The organism is Planotetraspora sp. GP83, assembly GCF_041262585.1.
Classification (GTDB): domain Bacteria; phylum Actinomycetota; class Actinomycetes; order Streptosporangiales; family Streptosporangiaceae; genus JAOEGB01.
Genome location: NZ_JBGCBZ010000020.1, coordinates 1 through 25,536, shown reverse-complemented (window position 1 = coordinate 25,536; position 25,536 = coordinate 1). Strand labels below are relative to the sequence as shown.

The window sequence follows — 25,536 nt, the reverse complement described above, 5'->3', positions numbered from 1 at the left end:
TATGAGGTTCGGGTGTCTATGCAGTTCTGGCGTTCAGTTGTCCGCGTAGCGCTCGGCGACGCCGATCAGCGTGCGGGTGATCGCGCCGGTGCCGCCCTTGGGCGTGTAGCCGTGCGGCTCACCCTTGTTGAAGCCGGGCCCCGCCATGTCAACGTGTGCCCAACGAATGCCGTCGGGAACGAATTCCCGCAGGAAGATCCCGGCGGCGAGCATGCTGCCCCAGCGCTCGGGGTTGAGGTTGGCGATGTCCGCGACGGGGGAGTCGAGCCCCTTGCGGAGCTCCTCCGGGAGAGGCATGCCCCAGGCGCCCTCGCCCTCGCCCTGCGCGATCTCGACGACCTCCTCGCGGAGCGCGTCGTCGTTGGCCATCACGCCCGCCGTGCGCCAGCCCAGCGCGACGATCTGCGCGCCCGTCAGCGTCGCCACGTCGACGATCAGGTCCGGGTTGTCCTCCGCGGCGCGGGCGATGCCGTCGATCAGCACCAGGCGGCCCTCGGCGTCGGTGTCGAGCACCTCCACCGTCTTGCCGCTGTAGGTGTGGAGCACGTCCGAGGGGCGCTGCGCCGTACCGGACGGCATGTTCTCGGCGAGGCAGAGGTAGCCGACGGCGTTGACGGCGAGGCCGAGCCGGGCGATGCCCAGGAGCGCGCCGAGGACGGCTCCCGCGCCGCCCATGTCGGACTTCATCCAGTCCATGGACGCGGAGGGCTTGAGCGACAGGCCGCCGGAGTCGAAGGTGATGCCCTTGCCCACGAACGCGACGGTCCGGGTGGCGCCAGGGTGGCTGTAGGCGAGGCGGACCAGGCGGGGCGGGTTGACCGAGCCCTGGCCGACGCCGACGATGCCGCCGTAGCCGCGCTCCTTGAGCTCGACCTCGTCGAGGACCTCGACGGACAGGCCGGCCTCGCCGCCGGTCTGCTGGGCGATCTCGGCGAACCGGGCGGGCCACAGGTCGGACGGCGGCGTGTTGACCAGGTCGCGGACCAGCGCGACCGACTCCGCGACCGTCGCGGCGCGCTGGACGGCCTCCTCGGCCCCCGGCGCCTTCGACAGCACGGTCAGCTCCGCGACCGGTTCCCTGCCGTCGCCCTTGGTCCGGTAGCGCGTGAAGCCGTACGCGCCGAGCAGGCCGCCGACCGCGACGGCCCCGGCCTCCTCGGCCGTCGTGGCCGGCAGGGCGATCACGGCCGACGCCGTGCCGGCGAGCGACCGAACGGCGGCTCCGGCGGCGCGGCGCAGGGTCTCCAGGTCGTAGCCGCCCTCGGGGCTGTCGCCCAGGCCGACGGCGGCCACCACCGGGGCGGGCAGCGCGCCGAACGTCGGGATCTTGGCGATCTCCTCCGCCTTGCCCGTGAAGCCCACCGCGGTGAGGGTCTCGGCGAGCTTGCCGTTCAGGGCCTGATCGAGGTCGCCGGCGCCGGGAGCCGTCCGCGGGCCCTCCGGAGAGGTATGGATGCCGACGACGAGGGCACCGGTCTCGATGGAGACCGTGTCAGATGCATTGACGCGCACTGTGGTCACGTGTGCCGATGCTAGCTGGGCTTACTCCCCTACGCATAAACGAGGGGTCATCCTACCAATCGGTAACCACAATGGTGCCAATGGCGGTAGCACTATATGTAAATATTCCCGATATGGTGCTAATGTCGCTAGCATCATGTTGCTGAAGCTTGATCTCAACGATCCCCGTCCCCTGCACGAGCAGGTGACCGCCGCCATCCGGCGGGCGATCGCGGACGGGCAGGTCGCCCCGGGGGAGCGGCTGCCCCCCGCGCGGGACTTGGCCGACGCGCTGGGCGTCAACGCCAACACGGTGCTGCGCTCCCTGCGCGACCTGCGGGATGAGGGGCTGCTGGAGTTCCGCCGCGGGCGCGGCGTGTCCGTCCTGCGGCGGCCCGACGCCCGCGAGGCCCTCGGGGGAAAGGTGCGCGACCTGCTCGACGAGGCCGCCCGGTACGGCTACGGCCCTGGCGACGTCATCGAAATCATCACGGAACTCTCACGAAGTGGAGGCCCGGAATGAGGTTCCGGACCCGTTTTCTGCTGACCGCCGGAGCCTGGACCGCCCTTGTCGCCGTGGCGCTGGTGACGACACCCCTGGCGTTCCGGGACCGCCTGCCTGACCCTGTGGCCTCGCACTGGGGGCCGTCCGGCACACCCGATGGCGCCATGTCCTTCGGGGGATTCGTCACATTCCATGTTGTTTTGTGGGCCGCGATCGCCGGCGTCTGCCTGGGCATCGCCACGCGTGCCGGGGCTTTGCGGCGGCGGTACGCCCGCGGGCGGATCGGAGCGGCTCTCGGGGCGGGCGCCTGCCTCGCGCTCGGACTCCAGGCGCTGTCCCTGAACGCCAACCTCGACCGGGCCCGGTGGGAGCAGGCGGGAACGGTCGGCTGGCGGGTCGTCCCCCTCATCGCCGCCGCCCTCCTCGCCGGCTGGATCGGCCACCTCGCCACCCGGCCCGGGCCAGACGAGCGCCCGGAGGACGGCGAGACGCCGGTGGCGCTGCACCTCGATCCCGGTGAGCGGGCGGTGTGGGTGTCGTCGGTGTCCGCCCCCTGGGCGAGCGCGATGGCCATCGTGGGCCTGGTCGCGGCCGGTGCGATCGCGCTGGGCGCGGTCCTCGGACTGCCGGGCGCCCTGTGGATCACGGCGGCGGCGCTCGTCGTCATCGGCCTGGCGGGGCTGGCCCTCTCCTCGGTGCGCGTGAAGGTGAGTCCCGAGGGCCTGCGGATATCGTTCGGCCCGCTCCGGTGGCCCTCCCGCCACGTGCCGCTGGAGAAGATCGAGAAGGCGTGGGTGGAGCAGCGCCGCCCCTCAGAGGTCGGCGGGTGGGGCTTCCGCGGCCTCCCGGGCAGGGCCACGATCATGCTCCGGGGCGGGGAATGCCTGGTCGTCCGCTACACCTCCGGGGGCGAACTCGCCATCAGCATCGACGACGCCGCCACAGGAGCCGCCCTTCTCACCGCCCTGAAAGCCCCCGCCCCCCCGCGTGATCATGCATAAGTTCCCGGGCCTTGTGGCTGACCTGCGCAGCCTCCGGTCGTGATCATGCGCGTATTCCCCGAGGAGCCACGCCACCAGCGAAATCCTGCTTCGTGATCATGCGGCGCCCCCCGCCGGAGCGGCTCCGGCCTCACGCTCAATTTCCGGCACAGGCAATGCCCCTGGACCTGTACGAGGTGTATCGCGATGCGTTGTAGCAGTCGTAGTGTTCGTAGCAATGGGGACTTGTGGGTGTTCCTCCTCGTCACCTTCGGGGCGTCGTGGCTGGCCGCGACCCCGGTGTGGGTGAGCGGCAGCCCGCTCGGCTCACCACCCGTCCTCGTGACGGCAGTGATCATGATGATGACGCCGTCTCTCGGCGTGGTCGCCGTATGGCGCCTGGTGCACCGGGGCACGCCGTTCCGGCAGTGGGCGCGGCAGACCGGTCTCACCCTTGGGCCGAGCCGCGCCAGGACGGGCAAGCTCGTCGCGGCGGCCTGGCTCGGCGAATCGGTCCACGGGTCGGAATCGGTCCAGCGGGTCAGAGGAGAGCGCAGACGAGCAGGGCCGCCGTCGTGGCGGTCTCGACCAGCGCGCCGAGCACGTCGCCGGTGATCCCGCCAAGCCGCCGTACGGCGCGGCGGCGCACCAGGGCGGCGGCCCCGAGACCCCCCGCCATCGCCAGGAGCAGCACGAGCACCGTGCTCAGCGACGTGCTCAGCGATGTGCTCAGCGATGTGCTCAGCGACGTGCCCGCCGTCGTGACGTCCAGCCCGCCGATCAGGGACGCGCCGGGAGGATGGAGGCTGTCCTGGGCCGGCAGGGGGAGCGACGTCCGGCCCCCGCCTCCTAACCACGGCTGAAGGCCCCCGAGTGTGGGGGCGGATCCGAGCAGGGCCACGGCCAGGGCCGTCAGGGCGGTCGCGGCGATCGCCCGGCTTCGCCGTACGGTGCCCGCCACGAGCGCGCCGAGACCGCCGGGACGGGCGGCGGGGACGCCGTCACGGCAGGCCCACGTTACGGCGAGCCGGCCGGTGGCGCACGCGGTCACGAGCGCGGCGGGGGCGGGGGCCGCCGACAGCGCCGCGATCTGGGCGAGCAGCGTGAAGACCAGCGTCACGACGCCGAACGGGCCGATGTCGGAGCGTTTCATGATGTCCAGGGCGGCCTCGGCGGGCTTGCCGCTGCCCAGCCCGTCGGCCAGGTCGGCCAGGCCGTCGAGATGGAGACCACGCGTCAGCCATGCCAAGGTCCCGACGGCGAGCACGGCTGCCAATAAGGCGGAGCCCGACACCCAGTGGACGACCACCAGTACGGCGGCCGGCACGAGCCCGAGGATCACGCCGACGAACGGCGCCAGCACCATGCCGCGGCCCGCGATCCCTCGATCCAGCCCGCCATCCACGGCGCCATCCGTGTCGCCGGGCCGGACCGGAAACACGGTGAACATCCCGATGGCGAACCGCCACGCGGCGCGGAGACCACTTAGCGGGGACGTTCCGGACACAGCGGAGGATCGTACCGGCGCGGGATCAGATCGGCAGCGGTGTGACCCGGCCCGCGACCACCAGCGCCACGTCCTCGGACTCGCGGGCGAGCCGCTGGTTGAGACGCCCCAGCGCGTCGCGGAACAGCCGCCCGCTGGCGGTCGCCGGGACGACTCCGAGGCCGACCTCGTCGCTGACCGCCACGACCGGGCCGGGTGCGTGCCGCCAGGCGTCCACCAACTCGTCGCATCGCCGGGCCACGCGATCCAGCGGAGACATGTGATCCAGAGGAGGCGCCTCGCCGTGATCCGCTGTCGGGGCCGGCGTGTCGCCGAGGTCGCCGGGCCACGCGCCGCATTCGTCGAACACGGCGGCCAGCCAGGTGCCCAGGCCGTCGATCAGGAGCGTCCCGGGCGGGTCGCGGAGGAGGGCGGTCAGATCGACGGTCTCCACGGTTCGCCAGTGCGCCGGGCGGCGGTCCCGGTGGGCCTTGACCCTGGCCAGCCAGGACGGGTCGTCTCCTCCGGACGGCCCGGTCGCCACGTATGTCACGTCAGGGTCGGCCGCCACCCGCAGCTCGGCCTCCTCCGACTTGCCGGATCGGGACCCGCCGAGCAGCAGAGTGCGCCGGGGGCGGCGTCCGACCTCTACGGATTCCCACTTGGGGGCCGCCGTGAGCACGGTCCCGTCCGGTACGGCTCTCGCCTGCCAGAACCCCAGCCTCCGGGCGAGCTCGCCCTCCGAGGGCACGCGATGATCGAGATGGACGGCGATCACCTGCGTGCGCGACGTCACGAGGCCGCGGTGACGGAGATCGCCGAGGCGGTCCGGCCGGTCGAGCAGGTCGATGAGCACCAGGTCGTACGGCTCCGCGGCGTACGGCATGATCTCGCAGGCGAGGGGACGGCCCCGGCCGGCCCGGAGAGCACCGGGATCGTCTCGGCCGGGGCCGGCGCCAGGAGCCCGCGGGGCGACGCCGTGGCACTCATCCGGCCGGGAGAGGACCCGGGGCCGGGTCGCGGCGTGGCTGGGAGCGGCCTGTACGACCCCGTGCGTGGCGTAGAGCAGCCGCCCTCCGGCGGGGTCGATGATCTCGCACCCGTCGGGGCCGTGCCGTAAGACGTATCCCCCGGGAAGACCGTGTCCTTGGGGAAGGCCCGGTCCGTCGGGTGGCTCGGATATGGCCGGGAGGGCGTCGGTGCGGGGTGGCTGGTTCGCGGGCGACAGCCGTACCTGGCCATTCAGGACGAGAGACGCCGGGCGGCGGTGTCCGGGCGGGAGCCGTCCGCAGGAGGCGCACGGGCAGCCGGGAGCGGGCCAGCCGTCCGGGCCGGCGGTGCCCTCCAGGAAGACCTCCACGTCACCTCCACGATCGTCCGGCCAGAGACGCCCGACATTAACGCGTTGCCCTGACATCCGCGGCGCGGGGCTACAGGCATGTGGAGGGACGGCGAGCCGAAGCCCGCACGCATGATCACGAAAGGTGGAGATGCAGGTCGCGGCCCTCGTGCGGGAAGGCGTGCATGATCACGATGTAGGAGGGCGCCGGTGGGGAGACTCGCGGGGGAAGGTGTGCATGATCACGCCGGGTGAGGGGGATGTAGGGTAGCCCGGTCCGGTGGCGGGCAATGACGTGGATGAAACCGCTCACAAGGGGTGCATGGGCATGACGTGGCGTTGGCGTTATGAGGACGCGAAGGGCGGCGAGGTGACGGATCGTCCGCTGCCGCGCGAGATCTTCTCCAGCCAGGCCGACGCTGAGTCCTGGCTTGGAGAGACGTGGCGCGACCTGCTCGAATCCGGCGTCGAGCAGGTCACGCTGATGGAGGACGAGCGCGTCGAATACTCGGGGATGTCGCTGCGCCCCGAATGAGCCCCCCGAATGAGCCTGAATGAGCCCCGGATGAGCGACGGGCTTACGGGCGCCGGGTGGGGCTGATCGTCCTGGCGGGGTCGCGCTCGATCACGGGAGCGAGCACGTCGTCGATCCGCCGCAGAGTCTCCGCGTCGAGCTTCACGCCCGCGGCCTTGACGTTGTCCCGCACCTGGTCCGGGCGCGACGCGCCGACGATGGCGGACGACACGTTCGGGTTCTGCAGCACCCAGGCCACGGCGAGCTGGGCCATCGTGAGCCCGTGGTCGGCCGCGAGGGGCTTGAGGTCCTGGACCCGCCGCAGCACGTCGTCGTCCATCATCCGGCTGATGAAGCCGGCGCCGGCCTCGTGGGTGGCCCGCGACCCGGCGGGCGCCGGCTGCCCGGGGAGGTACTTGCCGGTGAGGACGCCCTGTGCGATGGGCGAGAACACGACCTGGCCGACCCCCTCCTTCTCGCACAGCGGCACGACCTCGGCCTCGATGACCCGCCACAGCATGCTGTACTGCGGCTGGTTGGAGACGATCCGGTCGAAGCCCATCTCGTCGGCGATCTTCAGAGCCCGCGCGATCTGGTCGGCCGTCCATTCGCTGACCCCGACGTAGAGCACCTTGCCCTGCCGTACGAGATCGTCGAAGGCGCGGAGGGTCTCCTCCAGGGGCGTCTCGACGTCGAAGCGGTGGGCCTGGTAGAGGTCGACGTAGTCGGTCTGGAGCCGGCGAAGCGAGCCGTTGACGGACTCGACGATGTGCTTGCGGGACAGGCCGCGGTCGTTGTGGCCCGGCCCCGTGGGCCAGAAGACCTTGGTGAAGATCTCCAGCGACTCGCGTCGCACGCCCTTCAGCGCCCGCCCGAGCACCTCCTCGGCCCGGGTTCCCGCGTAGACGTCCGCGGTGTCGAACGTGGTGACGCCCTCGTCCAGGGCCGTCCGCACGCACTCGCGCGCGGCGTCCTCCTCCACTTGGGAGCCGTGAGTGATCCAGTTGCCGTAGCTGATCTCGCTGACCATGAGGCCGCTGCGGCCGAGATGGCGGAATTCCATGATTCCGACCCTAGGACATCCCGGTTACATGTGACTGTGGCCATGGTGGGCGCCACTGATCATGGCACCGCCCATGTGCAGCGCCATGATCCCGGGCGGGTAGACCACGAGCGGGCGCATCATCCCCTCGTCCTGGTGCTCCAGCAGGTGGCAGTGGTAGGCGAAGCGTCCGGTCGCGCCCTCGAACCGCCCCGCGACGGTGACGACCTCGTTCTCCCCGACCAGGATGACGTCCTTCGCTCCCTGCTCGCCGGGCGTGAGGACGCCCGCCTGTTTGTACGCCATGGGCTTCAGGGTCGTGCCGAGCGTGGCGTCGAAGCCGCTGACGTCGTAGATGTCGCGAGAAATGGCCTGGAAGCGCATCAGATGGATGTGCATCGGGTGCGGGAAGTCGGTGGCGTTGATGAACGTCCACAGCTCCCAGGCGTCCAGCTCGGCGAAGTAGTTCACCACGTCGTCCGGCCCGTTGGCGATCCGCCGGTAGGTGAGGACGTTGCCGTCCGCCGTCTTGAGCTGGACGACCCCCTCGCTGGGGATCTTCACGGAGTCGGGGTGCACCTTCTCCATCTCCCACATCTCCGAGTGCCTGCCGCCGCCGACCTTGGTCAGCACGATCCGGTGGGTCCGGTCCGGCGGGAGGCTGTCGTGCGTGGTCCGTACGAACGAAGGCGAGACGACGGCCGGCAGCCTGAACGCGTCACCCCCCTCGGCCGCTTGGCCGCCCACCCGGAACTGCATCACCTCCGGGTACGGCATGCCCGCCGAGGGCATGCCGGGCGTGGCGTCGGCGGCCGTGTTCACCAGGCGCAGCCGTCTCCCCGCGTGGCCGCCGAAGTCGATCAGCACGTCCGCGCGCTCGCCCGAGGAGAGGGTGAGGAACTCGAGCGGGACGGGGGCCGGGAGAAGGCCGCCGTCCGTCCCGATCTGCTTCATGGCGCCCGTCACCGTCTTCCCGGTCGCCTCGTCGATCAGCGCCAGCCGGAACGTCCGCGAGTTGGCCGCGTTCAGCACGCGGAACCGGTACCACCGGGGCTCCACGTCCAGGTAGGGCCAGATGATCCCGTTCACCAGCGTGTACGGGCCCTCGAACGGCCGGGTGACCCGCTGGATCTCGTTCCGGAAGGTCACCTTGTGCAGCAGCCGGCCGGTGAGCCGCCCCGCGGCGTCCGTCTCCAGGTTGCGGTCGCACAAGATCAGCGGCATCTCGTACGGCCCGCTGGGCAGGCCGAGCGCGTCCTCCTCGTCGTCCCGGATCCAGTACATGCCGAACAGCCCGGCGAAGATCGTCCAGGTCGAGGTGTGCATCGTGTGGTCGTGGTACCACAGGGCGGCCGACGGCTGCCGGTTCAGGTACTCCGAGATCTGCACCTCTCCCGCCACGTGGCCGTTCTCCGACCAGCCGTCCTGCCCGCCGCCGGTGACCGCGCCGTGCAGGTGGACGACGAGCCACGGTGGGATGCCCGCCACGTCGTCCCTGGGCACGGCCCCGCCCCGGCCGGGGAGTGTGTTCGGCGGCGTGCCCGTGCCGACCGGCGCGTACACCTGCACCGCCGTGACCGGCACGTGCTCGCCCTCGATCCGGTTGGTCCAGTAGACGCGCAACCGCCGGCCGCGCCGCACCTCGATGGTCGGGCCGGGGACGTGCCCCTCGTAGGCCCACAGCGTGGTCGGCGGGAGCTGGGAGTGGAGCCGCCTGGACACCGACCGCATCTCGATCGTCAGGTCGCCGTCCGGCCTGATCAGCGGCGGGACGCGGAGCGCGTCGGCGAACGGCGTGAGCGTGGCCGTCACCGGCTGGTCCACGCCCGCGAGATCCGGTACGTCGCCTCCCGAGGGGCCCTGCCCGGCCCGCCGTCCCGCGGCGCTCTCCCGCGCGGCTTCCGGGGCCGCTCCGGCTTCCTGCGCCGCCCCGGCCTCCTGCCCTGCTCCGGGCTTCCGCGCCGCTCCGGCCTGCTGAGCTGTTCCGGCCTCCTCGGCGCGGGTCTCCCCGGCCCAGGCGGGTGTCCCCTTGGCGGACGCCGAACCCGTGACGGCCATGGCCGCGGCCAGGCCCAGGAACCTCCGCCTGCTGGTCTCCATCGTTCAGCCCCTTGTCGAGATCGTTTCGCGCCCCAGCGATCCGACGGCGATCCCGGACGGTAGCCGCCGAAGTCCCCAAGATCGTCGGGACACCCCGACGTGAGGCCGCCGTTGGCCGAAACTTGACCCTGGGGTGGGGGCTTCCGCTCATCCGCCACGGCTGTGGGCCCGGATCGCGATAAGGTGCCCGCCGTGCGCCGGTTGATCACTTCTCATCCCGTACGGCTGGCCCTCGCGGCGGCGCTCGCCTGCGCCGCCGGCGTCGCCCTGGGAGTCGCCCTCATGCGGCGCCGTACGGCTTCCCGGCCCGCGGCGGGTTTCCGGGGGGCGGCTGTCGTTCGCCCTCGCGGGCTTCCGGAGCAGCCTGGGCACGATCACCAGGCCGAACAGGACACCGCACGACAGGCCGAGCCGGGGACCACACCTCCCGAACCTCCGGAACCTTACGCGGAGCCCGTGCTGGGGCGGCCCACGGCCGAGGACCTGAAGCGCTACGACCGGCCGGAAGGCGGAGCGCTGATCGCCCGGCTGGTCGCCGCCAGGGCGGGCCGGGAGCCGTTCTCGGAGCGCTTCGCCGCTCTCGACGCCACCACCCGCAGACGGACGATCCGCTGGGCCCAAGTCGCCGTCGCGCTCGGCGTGCTGTTCCTCGCCTCCCAGGCACTGGACTCCGCGACGTTCGGCGGCGACTCCATGAGCTGGCTCGGGCTGGGCACCGGGCCAGAGTCCTCTTATCCGGATTCGCCGGAATCTGAGGCCGAGTCCTCGGAAGACGCCTATTACGGATACGACCTCCCGGGGCGGAGCGCGTACGCCGGAAACTGCGGCGACCCGGCGGCCGGGCTCTGCGACGACATGGACGACGACATGGGCGACGACATGGGCGACGACATTGGCGAGGACGGCGACTCGGGCGGGTGGTCGCTCTCGGGGCCGGAGCCGATCCCCTTCTCGCACGCCGGCATGCCTGATCCGGCGGAATCCGGTGACCCGGATGAGGCCGGCCTGACCGGCGCGGCCGCGTCGCCTTCACCCTCCGTCGAGATGGCTCGGCCCGATCCGGGATGCGAACCGCGGGGGGCGGGGAAGAAGCCGGTGGTCCGGCCGATCGATCCCCATGTCACCGCGGCGGTCAACAGGCAGTGGCGGCGCATCGAGAAGTGGCTGAAGGCCCACGCGCCGGTGACGTACAGGCGGCTCACCCGCCCCGCGAGCGCCCGGATGATCGCCAAGGTGGAGGCGAAGACGGGGATGCGCGTCCCCGACTCGCTGCGGGCGTCCCTGCTGCGCCACGACGGCGGGCCGAGCGGCTCCGGCCTGGAGCTTCCGCCGTTCTACACAATGGTGGGAGTGGCGGACATCGCCGATTCCTGGGATACGTCCTGCCAGTTGGGCGGCGGCTGGGTGCCCTTCGCGGTCTCGGGTGACGGTGGTTTCCTGTTCGCCGACTCTCGGACCGGCGAGATCGGCGAATACTTCCCCGAAGACGGGCGGCCCACCCAGGCCCAGTGGCCGTCGTATTACCGCATGCTCAAGACCATCGCCGATGCCCTCGTCACGGGCGCTCCCGTCCTGTACGGGTCCACCCCCACAGTGACCGACGGCAGCCTGAGCTGGAACCTCCCCGAGGAGTGACGAAACCCCGCCCGTTGCCGGGCGGGGCGCCGTACGACCTGGGGAGCGGGCCGGTCAGCTCTTGGAGGGAACCGGCTTGCCGCCGGGAAGCACGGTCGGCTTCGGGAAGCGCAGGCGGCGGATCTGGGAGGACCGCATGGCCGCGTAGAACCCGATGCCCTTGAGGTTCTCGCCGGGGAACCTCTCGGCGACCTCCCTCTTGACCCGCCCTGCCACGTAGAACGAGCTGATCAGGACGAGCAGCATCACGACCGGCAGCGACAGGGTGTAGACGAGCAGCACCACCGACCGGACGGGAACCGGGAACGGCACCATCGACACCAGCATGATGACGAAGACGGCCGGCAGGAAGTACTGCCCCGGGAGGCGGCGGGAGTCGACCCAGTCGCGGGCGAACTTGCGCGCCGGGCCGCGGTCACGAGGCTGAAGGTACCGCTCGTCGCCGCGCAGCATGCCCTCACGCTGGCGGACCCGGGTCGCTCGGTCGCGCTCGCGCTGGAGGCGGTAGGCCTCCTTGCGGTTGGTGGGAGCCGTCACGGGGGAGCGGCGGCGGCCCTGCGCCTCACTCCGCTTGGGGGTGGGACGGCCCTTGCCCGGAGTCCCCTGGGGCTTAGGATCGTCTACAGGGACGGGGGAGTCGGCCGTAGGGGTCTGGGAACGACGTCGGAACACGTCGCCCAGCCTACCGGGCGTGCAACTTAGTGACGCCCTCGCGCGTTATGCGTAGGGTGAACCCAGGCGGCGACGCCGCCGAAAAGGGGCTGGAACGGCTGGGGTTACCCACGCACAACCTTTAAGAAGGGGACGGCCGACGCGCATGAGCGTGATGAAGAGACTTTCGATGATCTTCAAGTCGAAGGCCAACAAGGCCTTGGACAAGATGGAGGATCCGCGGGAGACCCTGGACTATTCGTACCAGCGGCAGTTGGAGCTGCTGCAGAAGGTCCGCCGGGGCGTGGCCGACGTGGCCACCAGCCGCAAGCGGGTGGAGCTGCAGATCAACCAGCTTGAGAGTCAGGCCGCGAAGCTCGAGAACCAGGGCAGGCAGGCGCTCTCCGCCGGCCGCGAGGACCTGGCACGTGAGGCGCTGACCCGGCGTAACGGCCTGAACACGCAGATCGCCGACCTTCGGATCCAGTACAGCAATCTTCAAGGCGAGGAGGAGAAGCTCACCCTCGCCAGCCAGCGGCTCCAGACCAAGGTCGACTCCTTCCGCACGAAGAAGGAGACCATCAAGGCGACCTACACGGCCGCCGAGGCGCAGACCCGGATCAACGAGGCGTTCTCCGGCATCTCCGAGGAGATGGGCGACGTCGGCCTCGCGATCCAGCGCGCCGAGGACAAGACCGCTCAGATGCAGGCACGCGCCGGAGCGATCGACGAGCTGCTCGCCAGTGGCGCCCTCGACGACTTCACCGGCCAGCGCGACGACATCCAGGCGGAGCTCGACCGCATGGGCGGCGGCACCGACGTGGAGCTGGAGCTCGCCAGGATGAAGGCCGAGCTGGGACAGGGCCCCGCGCCGAAGAGCGCGATCGAGGCCGGGCAGCCGGGCCAGGCCGCCCAGCCGTCGTCGCAGCCCACCCAGCAGTACCGTCAGCCGGGGGAGGGCCTGTGATCGTCAGAATCATGGGTGAGGGACAGGTCGAGATCGGCGCCGCCGACATCGAGGTCCTCAACGCGCTCGACAGCGAGCTCGAGGCCGCCATCGAGTCCGACGACGAGGCCGCCTTCCGGACCAAGCTGCACGCCCTGCTGGACAAGGTCCGCCAGGTGGGCAGCGCCCTTCCGGACGAATCGCTGGAGCCGTCCGAGCTGATCCTGCCGCCCGCCGACGCTTCGATCGAGGAAGTGCGGGAGATGCTCGGGGACACCGGGCTCATCCCTGGCTGATGGTCCGCACAAGGTTCGCCCCCGATCGCGGCCTCACGGTCCGGATGACCGTGACGATGTTCCTGCTCGGCCTGCTGTACGTCGCGTTCGTGGCCGCGCTGCTCGCCGCCGGTGTGCGGGCGGTGACGGTGCTGGTGATCGCCGCGGGCCTCCTGCTGGTGCAGTACTTCCTGTCCGACCGGATCGCGCTGTTCGCGATGCACGGGCGGGAGGTCTCCCCGCAGGAGGCTCCCGAGCTGCACGGCATCATCGACAGGCTCGCCGCGATGGCGAACATGCCCAAGCCCCGCGTGGCGATCGCCGACTCCGACGTCCCCAACGCGTTCGCCACCGGGCGAGACCAGAAGCACTCGGTCGTCTGCGTGACCACGGGCCTGCTGCGCAGGCTCGACGGGCCCGAGCTCGAAGGCGTCATCGCTCACGAGATGTCGCACGTCGCGCACCGGGACGTGGCAGTGATGACGATCGCCTCGTTCCTGGGCATCGTCGCCGGGCTGATGACCCGGCTCGCGCTCTACTCCGGCCTCGCCGGGGGAGGCCGCAGGGACAACAACAACGGCCCACCCGTCGGCCTGATCATCCTCGCGGTCTCGGCCATCGTCTACGCGATCAGCTTCCTGCTCACGCGGGCGCTGTCGCGTTACCGCGAGCTGGCCGCCGACCGGGCCGGTGCGCTGCTGACCCAGCGGCCGTCGGCTCTCGCGAGCGCCCTGACGAAGGTGAGCGGGGAGATCGCCCGCATCCCGACGAGGGACCTGCGTGAGGCGCAGCCGTTCAACGCCTTCTACTTCGTCCCGGCGCTGTCGGGCGAGAGCGTCGCGGCGCTGTTCTCCACCCATCCGCCGCTGGAGCGCCGCCTGGAGCAGCTCGCCAGGATCTCGGCCATGCTGGGCCGCTGAAGAGCCGCTGAAGCCGCAAAAAGGGACGCTGAAAGAAGCTGAGGGGACGCTGATGGGCTGGTTCGACGCGCTTCTGGGTCGTACGAAGGCGGCGAAGCCGGATCTCGACGCGCTGTTCGCCCTGCCGTCGGCGGCGGTGACGCTGCAGGCGGCGACGGGCTTCACCCCGGAGGGCGCGGGTTCGGTCTCCTTCCGGGCCGCGGAGGGCGGCGCGTTCGCCCAGTTGGAGAAGGACATCGAGGCCCTGCTGGGGAAGGCGGAGGTCTCCCAGGACTCCTACGGTTACACCTGGCTGCTGGTGCGCAATCCGGACGTGTCTGGGCTCGTGACGGACCTCCACGCGGCCAACTCCTCGCTGGAGTCAGCGGGCTTCGGGCCGTCCCTGCTCTGCTCGCTCGTGACCTTCGCCGACCCGTCGGGCCGCAAGCTGGCGATCGTCTACCTCTACAAGCAGGGCACCTTCTACCCGTTCGCCCCGTCCGGAGGCACCCGCCGGGACAACGCCCTGGAGCTACAGGTGCGCGGCGTCCTGACGGACGAGCTCAAGATCGAGCCCGACCTCTCGCGCTGGTTCCCCGTCTGGGGCGCCCCCGGCCTCTGACCTTCACCCCCCCCACCATTGGTGGTGATCATGCACAGGTTCCCCGGCACGCGGCAGACCTCCGACACCACCGATCGTGATCATGCACATGTGCCCTCTCGTGGTGGGCCGGCTGGGCAAACGTCTCCCGTGATCATGCGGTCGCGGAGCCTGCATGATCACGAAGCGCCTTCGCCCAGCTCAACCGTTACGGACGGGAGCCTGTGCGTGATCACGCAACACCTTGCCCCGGCTCAACCACCGCACGTGGGAACGTGTGCATGATCACCGGAGGGGGGATGCGGGAGCCGTTGCGGCCGGCGGATCCCACGCGAGTGGGCCGCTACCGGCTCACCGCGCGTCTCGGCGAGGGCGGCCAGGGCACCGTCTACCTCGGCGCCGCGCCGTCCGGATCACCGGTGGCGGTCAAGGTGCTCCGCTCCGACCTCGCGGGGAACGGCGAGGCACAGGATCGCTTCGTCCGGGAGGTCTCCGTCGCCCAGCGGGTGGCGGCGTTCTGCACGGCACAGGTCATCGAGACCGGCGTCGACGCCCATCGCCCCTTCATCGTCAGCGAGTACATCGACGGCCCCACCCTGGCCGCCGTCGTCGAGCGCGAGGGGCCACGGCACGGTCCGGCCCTGCACCGCCTGGCCGTCGGCACTGTGACCGCCCTGGTCGCGATCCACCAGTCGGGCGTCGTGCACCGGGACTTCAAGCCGTCCAACGTGCTGCTCGGCCAGGACGGGCCTCGGGTCATCGACTTCGGCATCGCCCGCGCCCTTGACCGCGCCTCGACGTTGACCTCGGTGGTGGTCGGCACGCCCGCGTACATGACGCCCGAGCAGCTTTCGGGCGAACAGGCCGGAACCGCCGCCGACATGTTCGCCTGGGCCTGCACGATGGTCTACGCCGCCACCGGCGAGCCGCCCTTCGGCAGCGACAGCCTCCCGGCCGTCTTCAACCGCATCATGAACGCCGAGCCCGACCTCGGCTCGATCGAGGAGCCGCTTCGCGGCCTGGCCGCCCAGTGCCTCGCCAAGGACCCGTCCGCCCGCCCCACGGCCGGCGACATCCTCCTCCGCCTCCTCGGTCATGCCCCCGCCGCCGCGCCGCCCGGTGACGTCGTGCGGTCCGTCACGGGCGTGCCGTCCGGCGCCGCGCTTCAGGACCAGGCCCATCTCACGGGCCGCTCACTTCCCCAGGACGAGGGACTCCTCCAGGAGGGTACGGCGGCCGCCTCGCCGGGCACCGCCGTACATGCCGACCTACATGCCGCCCTACATGGCGCCGCGGATGCCGTGCCGACACGGCCGGGCAGGCGGGCCGGCCCCGAGAGGGCGGATGACGGGGCCGGCCACGGGCTGGGGAGCGGGGGGACGAGGCGGCGGCCGCGCGTCTTGCCGGTGCCGATGGTCGTGCTGGCGGTCGTGCTGGTCCTCGCGGGAGGCGGGTTCCTGCTCGCCAACACTCGGGATGCGCCGACTGCCCCCTCAGACGGCGGCGCGCTGCCGGGCACGTCGATCATGCTGGAGGAGAAGGCGGACGATCCCATCAAGGTCACGTCCTACGTCGCCGGAAATGACGTCTATCTGAGGGATCGGGACGTACGGAGCGCGGACAGGCGGACCGGGGACTGGCGAGCCGAGGGCATAGGCGGCGGGGACGTGCGCGCGGGGGACTCGCGGGCTGGGGAGACGGGGGGCGGGAACGGCTTCACGAAGGTCCCGGGATACTTCGAGGTCCAGGTCGAGGACGGCGGTGCCAGGGCGGTGGGGATCGACACCCGGATACGCCTCGTCAGGCCTCGCCGCCGTGTCCGTCGTCGACCGCGCGACGGGGAGGTCCCGCACGATCGAGACCGTGAAGGCGCCGTTGTACGTCTCGTCTCCCGCGTGGTCGCCGGACCACTCGAAGATCCTGCTGACGGTGCTCAGCCCCGTGGCGGGGGACAAGGCCGATGGAGCCGGGTTCGTGATCGTGGACGTGGCGGCGTGGAGGGCGACGTTCGCCAAGGTCACAGATCCGGACGTGGGGGAGTGGTCGTACTTCTGGCGCGGAGACGGGCGGGCCGTGGCGACGTGGGCGGCCACGGACGCGGGGGAGGGCATCCGCTTCTACGGCCTGGACGGCGCCGCGCTCACCACGCTGACGAACGTCGGCACGCCGATCGAGATCGCCGGCGACATCGTGTCCCCCTCGGGAGGACTCCTGCTGACCAGGTGCCCCAAGACGACCGCGCAGGTCTGCGCCTGGACGGCCGGCGGCGCCGAGCGTGCCCGCGTGCCGTTCTCGTCCGAACGGCTGATCGGCTGGTACGACGAGGACCACATCGCGGGGTGGCGCCGCGCGGGCGACGGCTGCGAGATCGTGGTCGCCGGTCTCGACGGTACGGTCGTCAGGCGCCTCGCCACCGCGTCCACCGCCGCCTACAAGGAGGTCGCCCTCCGCTACACGCGGACGACGCGATGAGCGACGATAGGCCACGATGAGCGACATGATGACCAAGGAATGGACCCACATCGAGTACGCCGACGCGGCCGGCCGGGAGATCACCCGGATGGCGGAAGCCGTGCGAGGCCGTGATCCGGCGACGCCCGTGCCCACCTGCCCCGGGTGGGACCTCGCGGAGCTGGTGGCCCACACCGGGGCGGTTCACCGGTGGGCGGCCGCCATGGTCCGCGACCTCGCCCCGCGCCGCTACGACAGGCAGGCCATGGACCACGGCCTTCCCAGCCGCTTCGAGGACTACCCGGCCTGGCTCGAGGCGGGAGCCGCACTCCTGGTGGAGGCACTGAAGGGACAGGACCCCGGCGCGGAGATGTGGTCGTGGGCGGGTGACCGGCACGCGCGCTTCTGGTCACGGCGCCAGCTCCACGAGACCGTCATCCACCGGGCCGACGTGGAGCTCGCCGTCGGCGCCGAGCCCTCGATCGACGAGGACGTGGCAGCCGACGGCGTCAGCGAGTTGCTCGACGTTCTCCCTTACGCGAGCTGGCGGCCGCTCCTGGCCGGGCTCAGGGGCGACGGCGAGACGATCTCCTGGCAGCCCGGCACGGGCGCGGGCTGGCTCATCCACCTGACCCCTGACGGGTTCTCCTACGAGCGGTCCAGCGCCCCCGCCCAGGCCACGGTCCGTACGGCTACCGCCCGCGACGTGCTCCTGATGGCCTGGGGGAGGCGTCGCCCCCAGGACCGCCCCCAGGACCGCCCCGGGGACTACGCCATCGAGGGCGACGCCGCTCTCCTCCAGTGGTGGGCCGAGCGTTCCGCCATCTGATCCGAGATCAGATCAGGGGAGCGCCAGCATGCGGTCGAGCGCGACCTTGGCCCAGTGGGTGGTGTCCGGGTCGACCGCGATCTGGTTGACGACCTCCCCGGCGGCGAGCGACTCCAGCGCCCAGACCAGGTGCGGCAGGTCGATCCGGTTCATCGTCGAGCAGTAGCACACGGTCCGGTCGAGGAACGTGATCGACTTGTCGGGGAACATCTGCCCGAGGCGCTTGACCAGGTTCAGCTCGGTGCCGACGGCCCAGGACGACCCGGCGGGAGCCTCTTCCAGCGTGCGGATGATGTACTCGGTCGAGCCCACGTGGTCGGCCTTGGTCACGACCTCGTGGCGGCACTCGGGGTGGACAAGGACGTTCACACCCGGGATGCGGGCGCGGACCTCGTCGACGCACTCCGCCGTGAACCGGCCGTGCACCGAGCAGTGGCCCTTCCACAGGATCATCTTGGCGTTCTCGAGCTGCTCCTGGGTGAGGCCGCCGTTCGGCCGGTGCGGGTTGTAGACCACGCAGTCGTCCAGGGACAGGCCCATCTCCAGCACGGCGGTGTTGCGGCCGAGGTGCTGGTCGGGCAGGAACAGGACCTTCTGGCCCTGCTCGAAGGCCCACTCCAGGGCTCTCTTCGCGTTCGACGAGGTGCAGACCGCGCCGCCGTGGCGGCCGCAGAACGCCTTGATGTCGGCGCTGGAGTTCATGTACGTGATGGGAACCACCTGGTCGGCGATCCCGGCGTCCTCCAGGGCGTCCCAGCAGTCCTCGACCTGGGTGAAGGTGGCCATGTCGGCCATCGAGCAGCCCGCCGCGAGGTCGGGCAGGACGACCTTCTGGGAGTCGCCGGTCAGGATGTCGGCCGACTCGGCCATGAAGTGGACGCCGCAGAAGACGATGTACTCCGCGCCGGGCCGCGCGGCCGCCTCGCGGGCCAGCTTGAACGAGTCTCCGGTCACGTCGGCGAACTGGATGACCTCGTCGCGCTGGTAGTGGTGACCGAGCACGAACAGCCGGTCGCCGAGCAACTCCTTGGCCGCCCGGGCGCGCTCCACCAGCGCCGGGTCGGACGCGGAGGGAAGCTCGCCGGGACAGTCGACTCCGCGCTCACTGTGCGGGTCGGTGCCCCGACCGAGGATGAAGAGCGGAAGCCCGGTCTCGGTGATCGTCACGACCACACCCCCTTCGGGGACTTATCGTCGGATTGACGACTAATAATTACACAGCTCTCGCATCACCTATTCCGGCCCCCCCACCCCCATGGCCTCACCACCAAAAGGGGCGCCCGGAGCCCGCCGGACCGGAGGCGAGGCCATCAACGCGGAATGTGTAGCGATCGGCGGGTGTTGGTAGCGTCTAGGTAGGACGTCGGAATCAATCGACCGCTCCGGGTGGGCGGTTGGCGCAGACGCGGGAGTCATCAGATGACGGTTGAGAGCAGCGAGACCACACAGCAGGGCCTGGTCCTGACTGATGCGGCCGCCGCCAAGGTCAAGAGCCTGCTTGAGCAGCAGGGCGAGGAAGGACTGCAGCTGCGCGTGGCCGTGCAGCCGGGCGGTTGTTCCGGCCTGCGCTACCAGCTCTTCTTCGACGACCGCTCCATGGACGGCGACGTCGTTTCGGACTTCGGCGGTGTGAGTGTCGTCACTGACCGGATGAGCGCGCCGTACCTGACCGGAGCCACGGTGGACTTCGTGGACACCATCGAGAAGCAGGGCTTCACGATCGACAACCCGAACGCCACGGGTTCGTGCGCCTGCGGCGACTCGTTCAACTAAGGCTCGCGACAGAGGCTCGCAGCAAGGGCTCGCAGCAAGGGCCCGCAGCAAGGCTGTCCTGAGCTTGGCAGACCGCCCCGTACGGGTTTCCGTGCGGGGCGTCGTCATGTCCGAGGGGGTACCCTCGACGGGTTCAGCAAGATTGCCCCTTATCCCAGATGCTGACAACGAGGAGAATAACCCCGTGCGCATCGTTGTGACCGGCTCCATCGCGACCGACCACCTGATGACCTTCCCCGGCCGCTTCGGCGACCAGTTGATCGCCGAGCAGCTCGACCGGGTGTCGCTGTCGTTCCTCGTCGACGATCTGCAGGTCCGCCGTGGCGGCTGCGCGGCCAACATCGCCTTCGGGATGGGCTGCCTCGGGCTGACCCCGGTGCTGGTCGGTGCCGTGGGCACCGACTTCGCGGACTACCGCTCGTGGCTGGAACGGCACGGCGTCGACTGCGCGTCGGTCCACGTGTCCGAGCTGCACCACACCGCGCGGTTCCTCTGCACGACGGATGAGGAACACAACCAGATCGCCTCGTTCTACACGGGCGCCATGGCGGACGCGAGGGAGATCGAGCTCGGCCCGATCGTGGAGCGGCTGGGCGGGCTCGACCTGGTCCTGATCAGCCCCAACGACCCGGCGGCCATGCTGCGGCACACCGACGAGGCGCGGAACCGGGGCATCCCGTTCGCGGCCGACCCGTCGCAGCAGCTGGCGCGGATGCCGGACGACCAGATCCGCCTGCTGGTGGAGGGCGCGGCCTACCTGTTCAGCAACGACTACGAGCTCGGGATGATCGAGCAGAAGACGGGCTGGTCCCACGAGGAGATCCTCGACCGGGTCGGCGTCCGCGTCACCACGCTCGGCCCGAAGGGCGCGCGGATCGACCGCAAGGGCGAGCCGTCCCTGCAGATCTCGCCCGCCCCGGAGCTGGGTAAGGCCGACCCGACGGGCGTCGGCGACGCGTTCCGGGCCGGTTTCCTGTCGGGTCTCGCGTGGGGCCTGTCGCTGGAGCGCTGCGGCCAGCTCGGGAACCTCACGGCGACCCACGTCCTGGAGCGGGTCGGCGGCCAGGAGTACCAGCTGGGCCAGCGCGTCTTCCTTGAGCGCTTCGCCGGGGCGTACGGCCAGGCGGCGGCGGACGAGGTGGCCCCGCACGTCAGGTGCCACTACGCCTGACGCGGGGCTCAGCCTGCGTCGCGCTCAGCCTGCGTCGCGCTCAGCCTGACGCGGCTTGACACAAGGCCGATCAGCCTGTGACAGGGATCGGCCGGGCGCGTGGACGGGCGCCCGGCTCAGTAGTTGCGCCGCACGTGGATCGACCAGCCGCCCTGGGGCAGGTCGTAGCTCCCCACGTGCTCGTGCGACTTGAGCCTGCACCAGGCGGGGATGTCGGTGAAGGCGGCGGGGTCGTCGGCGAGGACGGCGACCACGTCGCGCATCGGCACATGGTTGATCCGCTCGGCCAGCATGATGATCGGGATGGGGCACTTGCGGCCCAGCGCGTCGATGGTCAGCGCGGGCGCCTCCTCGGGTCCGCGCGGCTCCCGTTGATCTCGGGGCTCTCGGCGGTCTCGGGGGTCTCGGGGGTCGCGGGGTGGAGTCTCCGGCGCGTTCCCGCCGCCACCCGACCGCCTGCGCCACATCAGTGAACCCCCAAACTCGACCGGATCCGCCGCACGATGTCCGGGAGGACGGCGAGAAAGCGATCGACGTCGCCCTCGGACACGCCACGGGGCAGCGATACCCGGACATTCCCGTGCGTAAGCACGCCCATGGCCTCCAGAACATGCGATGGCCGAAGCGTACTAGCCGTGCAGGAGCTCCCGGACGAGATCGCGAACCCCGCCTTGTCCAACTCAGTCAGGAGCGCCTCGCCTTCGACGTAGAGGCAGGAGAAGGTCACGATGTGCGGCAGCCGCCGGACCGGGTCGCCGATGACCTCGACGTCGGGCACCAGGCGGGGCACCTCGGCGCGGATCCGGTCCACCAGCGCGGACAGGCGGGGGCCCTCGGCGGCCTCCTCGGCCGCCCTGGCGCGGAGCGCGGCGGCGGCGGCCACGATGGCGGGCACGTTCTCGAAGCCCGGCACCCGGCGGCGCTCCCGCTCGTCCTCGGGGTACGGCGAGCGCCAGCGGGTGCCCTTGCGGATCGCCAGCACGCCGACCCCGGCGGGACCGCCCCACTTGTGGGCACTGGCGGTGAGCACCGACCAGCCCCGGGGGATCGGCAGGCGCCCGGCGGACTGGGCGGCGTCCACCAGGAGCGGCACCCTCGCCGCCTGGCACGCCTCGGCGGCCTCCTCGACCGGCTGGAGCGTCCCGACCTCGTGGTTGGCCGTCTGGAGGCAGGCGAGAGCCGTGCCGGGCCGGGAGACCGCCTCGGCGAACGCGCCCGCGTCGGCCTGTCCGGTACGGCTGACGCCGACGATCTCCAGTTCGCCGCCGTCGCGTTCGTGGACCGCCGCGGCCTGCAGGACGCTGGAGTGCTCGACCGCGCCCGCCACCAGGTGGCGGCCCATTCGGCGGCGGCCCTGAAGGGCGCCCAGGACGCCCAGGTGAACGGCCTGGGTCCCCGAGGAGGTGAAGGCGACCTCGTCCGGCCGGGCACCGAGAACGTCGGCTACCTCCGCTCTGGCCTGCTCCAGTAACATCTGGGCGCGGCGGGCCGTGCCGTACAGCCGCGCGGGGTCGGCCCAGCCGGCGTCGAGCGCGGCCATGAGGGCGTCGCGAGCCGCGGGATGGAGAGGTTCGGTCGAAGCCGCGTCCAAGTAGGCCACGGTTAGGACACTAACGGGGGCTGGTCAGAGGGGCGCCGCCGGTCCGCGCTAATGTGTCCCCCAGCGTGAACTCAACAAGTAAAGGGGGAACCGGCGGAAAGGTTGTGCCGGTTGAACCCGAGCGCCAAATCTGAAAAACCGCCCAAGAGAGGGACTCTTGGGCTTCATCTGTGGGGTAGGCGATCCGTGAGTCCGACCCGCCGTACGACACGGCGACCGTTGGCCCGCCGCCGGTTGACCGGCGTCGCCGGCGTGGCGCTGCTGGTGGTGGCGTCCGCGACGGCGTGTAGCAAAGAGGCCGCCGACCAGTGGTCCCGTGGGGGCATGCCGGAAGGCGTTACCAAGCAGGCGACCATCGTCCATACGCTCTGGGTCGGGTCGTGGATCGCGGCTCTCGCCACCGGCGTCGTCGTGTGGGGCCTGATCCTGTGGGCGGTGCTGTTCCACCGCAAGAAGCAGAGCGCGACCGACCACCTGCCCCCGCAGGTGCGCTACAACCTGCCGATCGAGATCCTTTACACGGTCGTCCCGGTCATCATGGTCGCGGTGTTCTTCTTCTTCACCGCGCGGGACGAGACCGAGATCACGAAGGTCACCGGAACCGCCCCGGTCAAGGTGGCCGTCGAGGGCTACCAGTGGAGCTGGCGGTTCACCACGGAGTACCAGGGCCAGAAGGCGGTGGCGGCGGGCGTCCCGGTCGACCTGAGCAAGCAGAGCGTGGAGACCCCGCAGGGTCCGCAGCTCGTGCTGCCGGTCAACAGCGAGGTGCAGTTCGACCTGCACTCGCCTGACGTCATCCACTCGTTCTGGGTGCCGGCCTTCGCGTTCAAGCAGGACGTGTTCCCCGGGAACGTGCACAACAGGTTCCAGATCACGACGCTCGACCGGACGGGCGTCTTCACCGGCCGCTGCGCCGAGCTCTGCGGTACCGACCACAGCAGGATGCTGTTCTCCGTGAAGCTCGTCCCGCAGGCGGAATTCGACCAGTACATCAAGAGCCAGGCGGGGAGTGCGCAGTGACCGCCATCCAGGAACCGGCCCGCCTCGTCGCGCGGCCGTACACCAAGGGCACGGTCATCGCCAAGTGGCTGTCCTCGACCGACCACAAGATCATCGGTCACCTCTACCTGATCACGTCGTTCGTGTTCTTCCTGATCGGCGGCATCATGGCGCTGGTCATGCGAGCCGAGCTGGCCCAGCCCGGCCTGCAGTTCGTGTCGAACGAGCAGTTCAACCAGCTGTTCACCATGCACGGCACGATCATGCTGCTGATGTTCGCCACGCCGCTGTTCGCCGGCTTCGCCAACGAGCTCATGCCGCTGCAGATCGGCGCGCCCGACGTGGCGTTCCCGCGGCTCAACATGGTGAGCTACTGGCTCTACCTGTTCGGCAGCACGATCGCGGTCGCGGGCTTCCTCACGCCGGGCGGCGCCGCGTCGTTCGGCTGGACGGCGTATGCCCCGCTGTCGAACGCGGTGACCTCGCCCGGCCTCGGCGGCGACATGTGGATCATGGGTCTGGCGCTGTCGGGCCTCGGCACGATCCTCGGCGCGGTCAACTTCATCACGACGATCATCACCATGCGGGCCCCGGGCATGACGATGTTCCGGATGCCGATGTTCACCTGGAACATCCTGCTCACCAGCATCCTGGTGCTGCTGGCCTTCCCGGTGCTGGCGGCCGCGCTGCTCGCCCTGGAGGCCGACCGGAAGCTCGGCGCGCACATCTTCGACTCGCACGGCGGTCCGATGCTGTGGCAGCACCTGTTCTGGTTCTTCGGCCACCCCGAGGTGTACATCATCGCGCTGCCGTTCTTCGGCATCATCACCGAGGTGCTGCCCGTCTTCAGCCGTAAGCCGGTCTTCGGCTACATCGGCCTCGTGGGCGCGACCATCGCGATCGCCGGCCTGTCGGTGACCGTCTGGGCGCACCACATGTTCGTCACCGGCCAGGTGCTCCTGCCGTTCTTCTCGTTCATGACGTTCCTCATCGCGGTCCCGACCGGGGTGAAGTTCTTCAACTGGATCGGCACGATGTGGCGCGGCCACCTGTCGTTCGAGACGCCGATGCTGTTCGCGGTCGGCTTCCTGGTGACCTTCCTGTTCGGCGGCCTCACGGGCGTCATCCTGGCCTCGCCGCCGCTGGACTTCCAGATCAGCGACAGCTACTTCGTCGTGGCCCACTTCCACTACGTGGTCTTCGGCACCGTGGTGTTCGCGATGTTCGCGGGCTTCTACTTCTGGTGGCCCAAGTTCACCGGGAAGATGCTCAACGACAGGCTGGGCAAGGTCCACTTCTGGACGCTGTTCTTCGGCTTCCACCTGACCTTCCTGGTGCAGCACTGGCTGGGCGTCAGCGGCTTCCCGCGGCGATACGCCGACTACGCGGCGTCGGACGGCTTCACCGGCCTGAACATGATCTCGTCGGCGGGCGCGCTCCTGCTGGGTCTCTCGACGCTGCCGTTCGTCTACAACGTGTGGCGGACCTGGAAGACCGCTCCGAAGGTCACCGTCGACGACCCCTGGGGCTACGGCGGCTCGCTCGAGTGGGCCACCTCGTGCCCGCCCCCGCGGCACAACTTCCTCACGCTGCCGCGGATCCGCTCCGAGCGTCCCGCGTTCGACCTCAAGTACCCGCACCTCGCGGCCAAGCCCGAGCTGGAGGCCTGATGAAGATCCAGGGGTGGATGTTCCTGCTCTGCGGCATCTTCTTCGCCGCCGCGGACGCCGTGTACTGGTTCTGGTCGAAGGAACCGACCGGCACCACGGCCATGGCGATCTCCGTCGGGCTGGCGTTCATGATCGGTTACTACCTGCTGTTCACCGCGCGCCGGATCGGCGACCAGCCGGAGGACAACAAGGAGGCCGACGTCAGCGACGGCGCCGGGGAGATCGGCTTCTTCAGCCCGCACAGCTGGTGGCCGCTGTTCGTGTGCCTGTCGGCCGCGCTGACGTTCTTCGGCTTCACGATCGGCTGGTGGCTCTTCTTCATCGGGGTGTTCGCCACGATCATGAGCGCCATCGGTTTCGTGTTCCAGTACTACCGGGGCAACTTCTCACACTGACGGCCCTAAGACGGCCCTGAAACGGCCCTGAAACGGCCCTGAAACGGCCCTAAGACGGCCCTGAAACGGCTTCGAGACAGCGCGTCGGGGGGGGGGGGGGGGGGGGGGGGGCCCCCCGCCCCCGGGGGGGGGGGGGCCCCCCCCCCCCGGGTTTTTGGGGGGGGGGGGGGGTCCG

General features: G+C 70.6%; 25 protein-coding genes and 1 pseudogene. 17 read left to right on the top strand and 9 right to left on the bottom strand.

Translation table 11 applies throughout. The features are described 5' to 3' along the window. Positions 1 to 33: 33 nt before the first annotated feature. A complete protein-coding gene (locus ABH927_RS25470; protein ID WP_370025496.1) occupies positions 34 to 1,521 on the bottom strand; it encodes a leucyl aminopeptidase in 1,488 nt (495 codons plus the stop codon). Between the two features lie 136 nt (positions 1,522 to 1,657). On the opposite strand from ABH927_RS25470, the gene ABH927_RS25465 reads away from it, so the two are divergent. From ABH927_RS25465 to ABH927_RS25455, 3 genes are all read left to right on the top strand, one after another. After that, on the top strand, positions 1,658 to 2,023 hold the full coding sequence (locus ABH927_RS25465; RefSeq protein ID WP_370025494.1) for a GntR family transcriptional regulator: 366 nt from the start codon (positions 1,658 to 1,660) through the stop codon (positions 2,021 to 2,023). Beyond that, the gene (locus tag ABH927_RS25460; protein ID WP_370025492.1) at positions 2,020 to 3,006 is read left to right on the top strand and encodes a DUF1648 domain-containing protein; all 987 of its coding nucleotides are present in this window, start codon (positions 2,020 to 2,022) and stop codon (positions 3,004 to 3,006) included. Before ABH927_RS25465 ends, ABH927_RS25460 begins: the two co-directional genes overlap by 4 nt. Positions 3,007 to 3,231: 225 nt before the next feature. Beyond that, positions 3,232 to 3,600 (top strand): hypothetical protein, encoded by a 369-nt coding sequence (locus ABH927_RS25455; protein WP_370025490.1) that lies wholly within the window; start codon positions 3,232 to 3,234, stop codon positions 3,598 to 3,600. On the opposite strand, the gene ABH927_RS25450 is transcribed toward ABH927_RS25455, so the two are convergent. Next, positions 3,527 to 4,492, bottom strand: a complete 966-nt coding sequence (locus ABH927_RS25450; RefSeq protein ID WP_370025488.1) for an adenosylcobinamide-GDP ribazoletransferase — start codon at positions 4,490 to 4,492, stop codon at positions 3,527 to 3,529. The two genes, ABH927_RS25455 and ABH927_RS25450, sit on opposite strands and share 74 nt — an antisense overlap. 25 nt (positions 4,493 to 4,517) lie before the next feature. Beyond that, a complete protein-coding gene (locus ABH927_RS25445) occupies positions 4,518 to 5,831 on the bottom strand; it encodes a bifunctional adenosylcobinamide kinase/adenosylcobinamide-phosphate guanylyltransferase (protein ID WP_370025486.1) in 1,314 nt (437 codons plus the stop codon). 259 nt (positions 5,832 to 6,090) lie between these two features. Between ABH927_RS25445 and ABH927_RS25440 the strand changes: the two genes are divergently transcribed. Then, positions 6,091 to 6,345 carry a hypothetical protein gene (locus tag ABH927_RS25440; RefSeq protein ID WP_370025484.1) on the top strand — a complete coding sequence of 85 codons (255 nt, stop codon included), beginning with the start codon at positions 6,091 to 6,093 and terminating at the stop codon, positions 6,343 to 6,345. A gap of 43 nt (positions 6,346 to 6,388) precedes the next feature. Here ABH927_RS25440 and ABH927_RS25435 read toward each other — a convergent pair whose 3' ends face one another. Next, complete coding sequence (locus tag ABH927_RS25435; RefSeq protein ID WP_370025483.1) at positions 6,389 to 7,387, bottom strand: aldo/keto reductase family protein; 999 nt, start codon at positions 7,385 to 7,387, stop codon at positions 6,389 to 6,391. Between the two features lie 24 nt (positions 7,388 to 7,411). After that, a complete protein-coding gene (locus ABH927_RS25430) occupies positions 7,412 to 9,466 on the bottom strand; it encodes a multicopper oxidase family protein (RefSeq protein ID WP_370025481.1) in 2,055 nt (684 codons plus the stop codon). Positions 9,467 to 9,658: 192 nt separating this feature from the next. On the opposite strand from ABH927_RS25430, the gene ABH927_RS25425 reads away from it, so the two are divergent. Then, a complete protein-coding gene (locus ABH927_RS25425; protein WP_370025479.1) occupies positions 9,659 to 11,101 on the top strand; it encodes an SMI1/KNR4 family protein in 1,443 nt (480 codons plus the stop codon). Positions 11,102 to 11,155: 54 nt separating this feature from the next. Here ABH927_RS25425 and ABH927_RS25420 read toward each other — a convergent pair whose 3' ends face one another. Beyond that, entirely contained in the window at positions 11,156 to 11,773 is a 618-nt protein-coding gene (locus ABH927_RS25420) for a DUF3043 domain-containing protein (RefSeq protein ID WP_370025477.1), read from the bottom strand. A gap of 145 nt (positions 11,774 to 11,918) precedes the next feature. Between ABH927_RS25420 and ABH927_RS25415 the strand changes: the two genes are divergently transcribed. The 7 genes and pseudogenes from ABH927_RS25415 (at position 11,919) to ABH927_RS25385 (ending at position 17,753) form a co-directional block, all read left to right on the top strand. Continuing rightward, a complete protein-coding gene (locus ABH927_RS25415) occupies positions 11,919 to 12,719 on the top strand; it encodes a PspA/IM30 family protein (RefSeq protein WP_370025475.1) in 801 nt (266 codons plus the stop codon). After that, entirely contained in the window at positions 12,716 to 12,994 is a 279-nt protein-coding gene (gene pspAA / locus ABH927_RS25410) for a PspA-associated protein PspAA (RefSeq protein ID WP_370025473.1), read from the top strand. The genes ABH927_RS25415 and pspAA overlap by 4 nt, the downstream gene beginning before the upstream one ends. Continuing rightward, positions 12,994 to 13,893: a zinc metalloprotease HtpX gene (gene htpX / locus ABH927_RS25405; RefSeq protein WP_370025472.1), complete on the top strand. Its 900-nt coding sequence runs from the start codon at positions 12,994 to 12,996 to the stop codon at positions 13,891 to 13,893. The genes pspAA and htpX overlap by 1 nt, the downstream gene beginning before the upstream one ends. A 52-nt stretch (positions 13,894 to 13,945) precedes the next feature. Beyond that, the gene (gene pspAB / locus ABH927_RS25400) at positions 13,946 to 14,494 is read left to right on the top strand and encodes a PspA-associated protein PspAB (protein ID WP_370025470.1); all 549 of its coding nucleotides are present in this window, start codon (positions 13,946 to 13,948) and stop codon (positions 14,492 to 14,494) included. A gap of 260 nt (positions 14,495 to 14,754) precedes the next feature. Next, positions 14,755 to 15,492 (top strand): annotated as a pseudogene (locus ABH927_RS25395) (serine/threonine-protein kinase); the annotation flags it as partial. Between the two features lie 844 nt (positions 15,493 to 16,336). After that, a complete protein-coding gene (locus ABH927_RS25390; RefSeq protein WP_370025700.1) occupies positions 16,337 to 16,945 on the top strand; it encodes a hypothetical protein in 609 nt (202 codons plus the stop codon). 16 nt (positions 16,946 to 16,961) lie between these two features. After that, positions 16,962 to 17,753, top strand: a complete 792-nt coding sequence (locus tag ABH927_RS25385) for a maleylpyruvate isomerase family mycothiol-dependent enzyme (protein WP_370025468.1) — start codon at positions 16,962 to 16,964, stop codon at positions 17,751 to 17,753. Positions 17,754 to 17,765: 12 nt separating this feature from the next. Here the strand turns inward: ABH927_RS25385 and nadA are convergent, their stop codons facing one another. Then, positions 17,766 to 18,920 (bottom strand): quinolinate synthase NadA, encoded by a 1,155-nt coding sequence (gene nadA / locus ABH927_RS25380; RefSeq protein ID WP_370025466.1) that lies wholly within the window; start codon positions 18,918 to 18,920, stop codon positions 17,766 to 17,768. A gap of 252 nt (positions 18,921 to 19,172) precedes the next feature. Here nadA and erpA point away from each other — a divergent pair, with 252 nt between their 5' ends. Together erpA and ABH927_RS25370 are read left to right on the top strand one after the other, a co-directional pair. After that, on the top strand, positions 19,173 to 19,526 hold the full coding sequence (gene erpA / locus ABH927_RS25375; protein ID WP_261582858.1) for an iron-sulfur cluster insertion protein ErpA: 354 nt from the start codon (positions 19,173 to 19,175) through the stop codon (positions 19,524 to 19,526). A 184-nt stretch (positions 19,527 to 19,710) separates the two neighbouring features. Next, entirely contained in the window at positions 19,711 to 20,697 is a 987-nt protein-coding gene (locus ABH927_RS25370) for a carbohydrate kinase family protein (RefSeq protein WP_370025464.1), read from the top strand. A 116-nt stretch (positions 20,698 to 20,813) separates the two neighbouring features. Here the strand turns inward: ABH927_RS25370 and ABH927_RS25365 are convergent, their stop codons facing one another. After that, positions 20,814 to 21,164 (bottom strand): sulfurtransferase TusA family protein, encoded by a 351-nt coding sequence (locus ABH927_RS25365; protein ID WP_370025462.1) that lies wholly within the window; start codon positions 21,162 to 21,164, stop codon positions 20,814 to 20,816. After that, positions 21,164 to 22,297: a cysteine desulfurase family protein gene (locus tag ABH927_RS25360; protein WP_370025460.1), complete on the bottom strand. Its 1,134-nt coding sequence runs from the start codon at positions 22,295 to 22,297 to the stop codon at positions 21,164 to 21,166. Before ABH927_RS25360 ends, ABH927_RS25365 begins: the two co-directional genes overlap by 1 nt. 186 nt (positions 22,298 to 22,483) lie before the next feature. On the opposite strand from ABH927_RS25360, the gene coxB reads away from it, so the two are divergent. Genes coxB through ABH927_RS25345 form a run of 3 tightly spaced genes read left to right on the top strand, consistent with a single transcriptional unit; the run spans position 22,484 to position 25,361 of the window. Further along, entirely contained in the window at positions 22,484 to 23,317 is an 834-nt protein-coding gene (gene coxB / locus ABH927_RS25355; protein WP_370025458.1) for a cytochrome c oxidase subunit II, read from the top strand. After that, positions 23,314 to 24,966, top strand: a complete 1,653-nt coding sequence (ctaD, locus tag ABH927_RS25350) for a cytochrome c oxidase subunit I (RefSeq protein ID WP_370025456.1) — start codon at positions 23,314 to 23,316, stop codon at positions 24,964 to 24,966. Before coxB ends, ctaD begins: the two co-directional genes overlap by 4 nt. After that, positions 24,966 to 25,361: a cytochrome c oxidase subunit 4 gene (locus ABH927_RS25345; RefSeq protein ID WP_370025454.1), complete on the top strand. Its 396-nt coding sequence runs from the start codon at positions 24,966 to 24,968 to the stop codon at positions 25,359 to 25,361. Before ctaD ends, ABH927_RS25345 begins: the two co-directional genes overlap by 1 nt. Positions 25,362 to 25,536: the final 175 nt, after the last annotated feature.

Excerpts from the sequence above, each read along its gene's own strand:
- ABH927_RS25430 (WP_370025481.1), bottom strand. The coding sequence starts at position 9,466 with ATGGAGACCAGCAGGCGGAGGTTCCTGGGCCTGGCCGCGGCCATGGCC.
- erpA (WP_261582858.1), top strand. The coding sequence starts at position 19,173 with ATGACGGTTGAGAGCAGCGAGACCACACAGCAGGGCCTGGTCCTGACT.
- ABH927_RS25415 (WP_370025475.1), top strand. The coding sequence starts at position 11,919 with ATGAGCGTGATGAAGAGACTTTCGATGATCTTCAAGTCGAAGGCCAAC.
- htpX (WP_370025472.1), top strand. The coding sequence starts at position 12,994 with ATGGTCCGCACAAGGTTCGCCCCCGATCGCGGCCTCACGGTCCGGATG.
- ABH927_RS25385 (WP_370025468.1), top strand. The coding sequence starts at position 16,962 with ATGAGCGACATGATGACCAAGGAATGGACCCACATCGAGTACGCCGAC.
- ABH927_RS25435 (WP_370025483.1), bottom strand. The coding sequence starts at position 7,387 with ATGGAATTCCGCCATCTCGGCCGCAGCGGCCTCATGGTCAGCGAGATC.
- ABH927_RS25345 (WP_370025454.1), top strand. The coding sequence starts at position 24,966 with ATGAAGATCCAGGGGTGGATGTTCCTGCTCTGCGGCATCTTCTTCGCC.
- pspAB (WP_370025470.1), top strand. The coding sequence starts at position 13,946 with ATGGGCTGGTTCGACGCGCTTCTGGGTCGTACGAAGGCGGCGAAGCCG.
- ABH927_RS25465 (WP_370025494.1), top strand. The coding sequence starts at position 1,658 with ATGTTGCTGAAGCTTGATCTCAACGATCCCCGTCCCCTGCACGAGCAG.
- ABH927_RS25460 (WP_370025492.1), top strand. The coding sequence starts at position 2,020 with ATGAGGTTCCGGACCCGTTTTCTGCTGACCGCCGGAGCCTGGACCGCC.
- ABH927_RS25365 (WP_370025462.1), bottom strand. The coding sequence starts at position 21,164 with ATGTGGCGCAGGCGGTCGGGTGGCGGCGGGAACGCGCCGGAGACTCCA.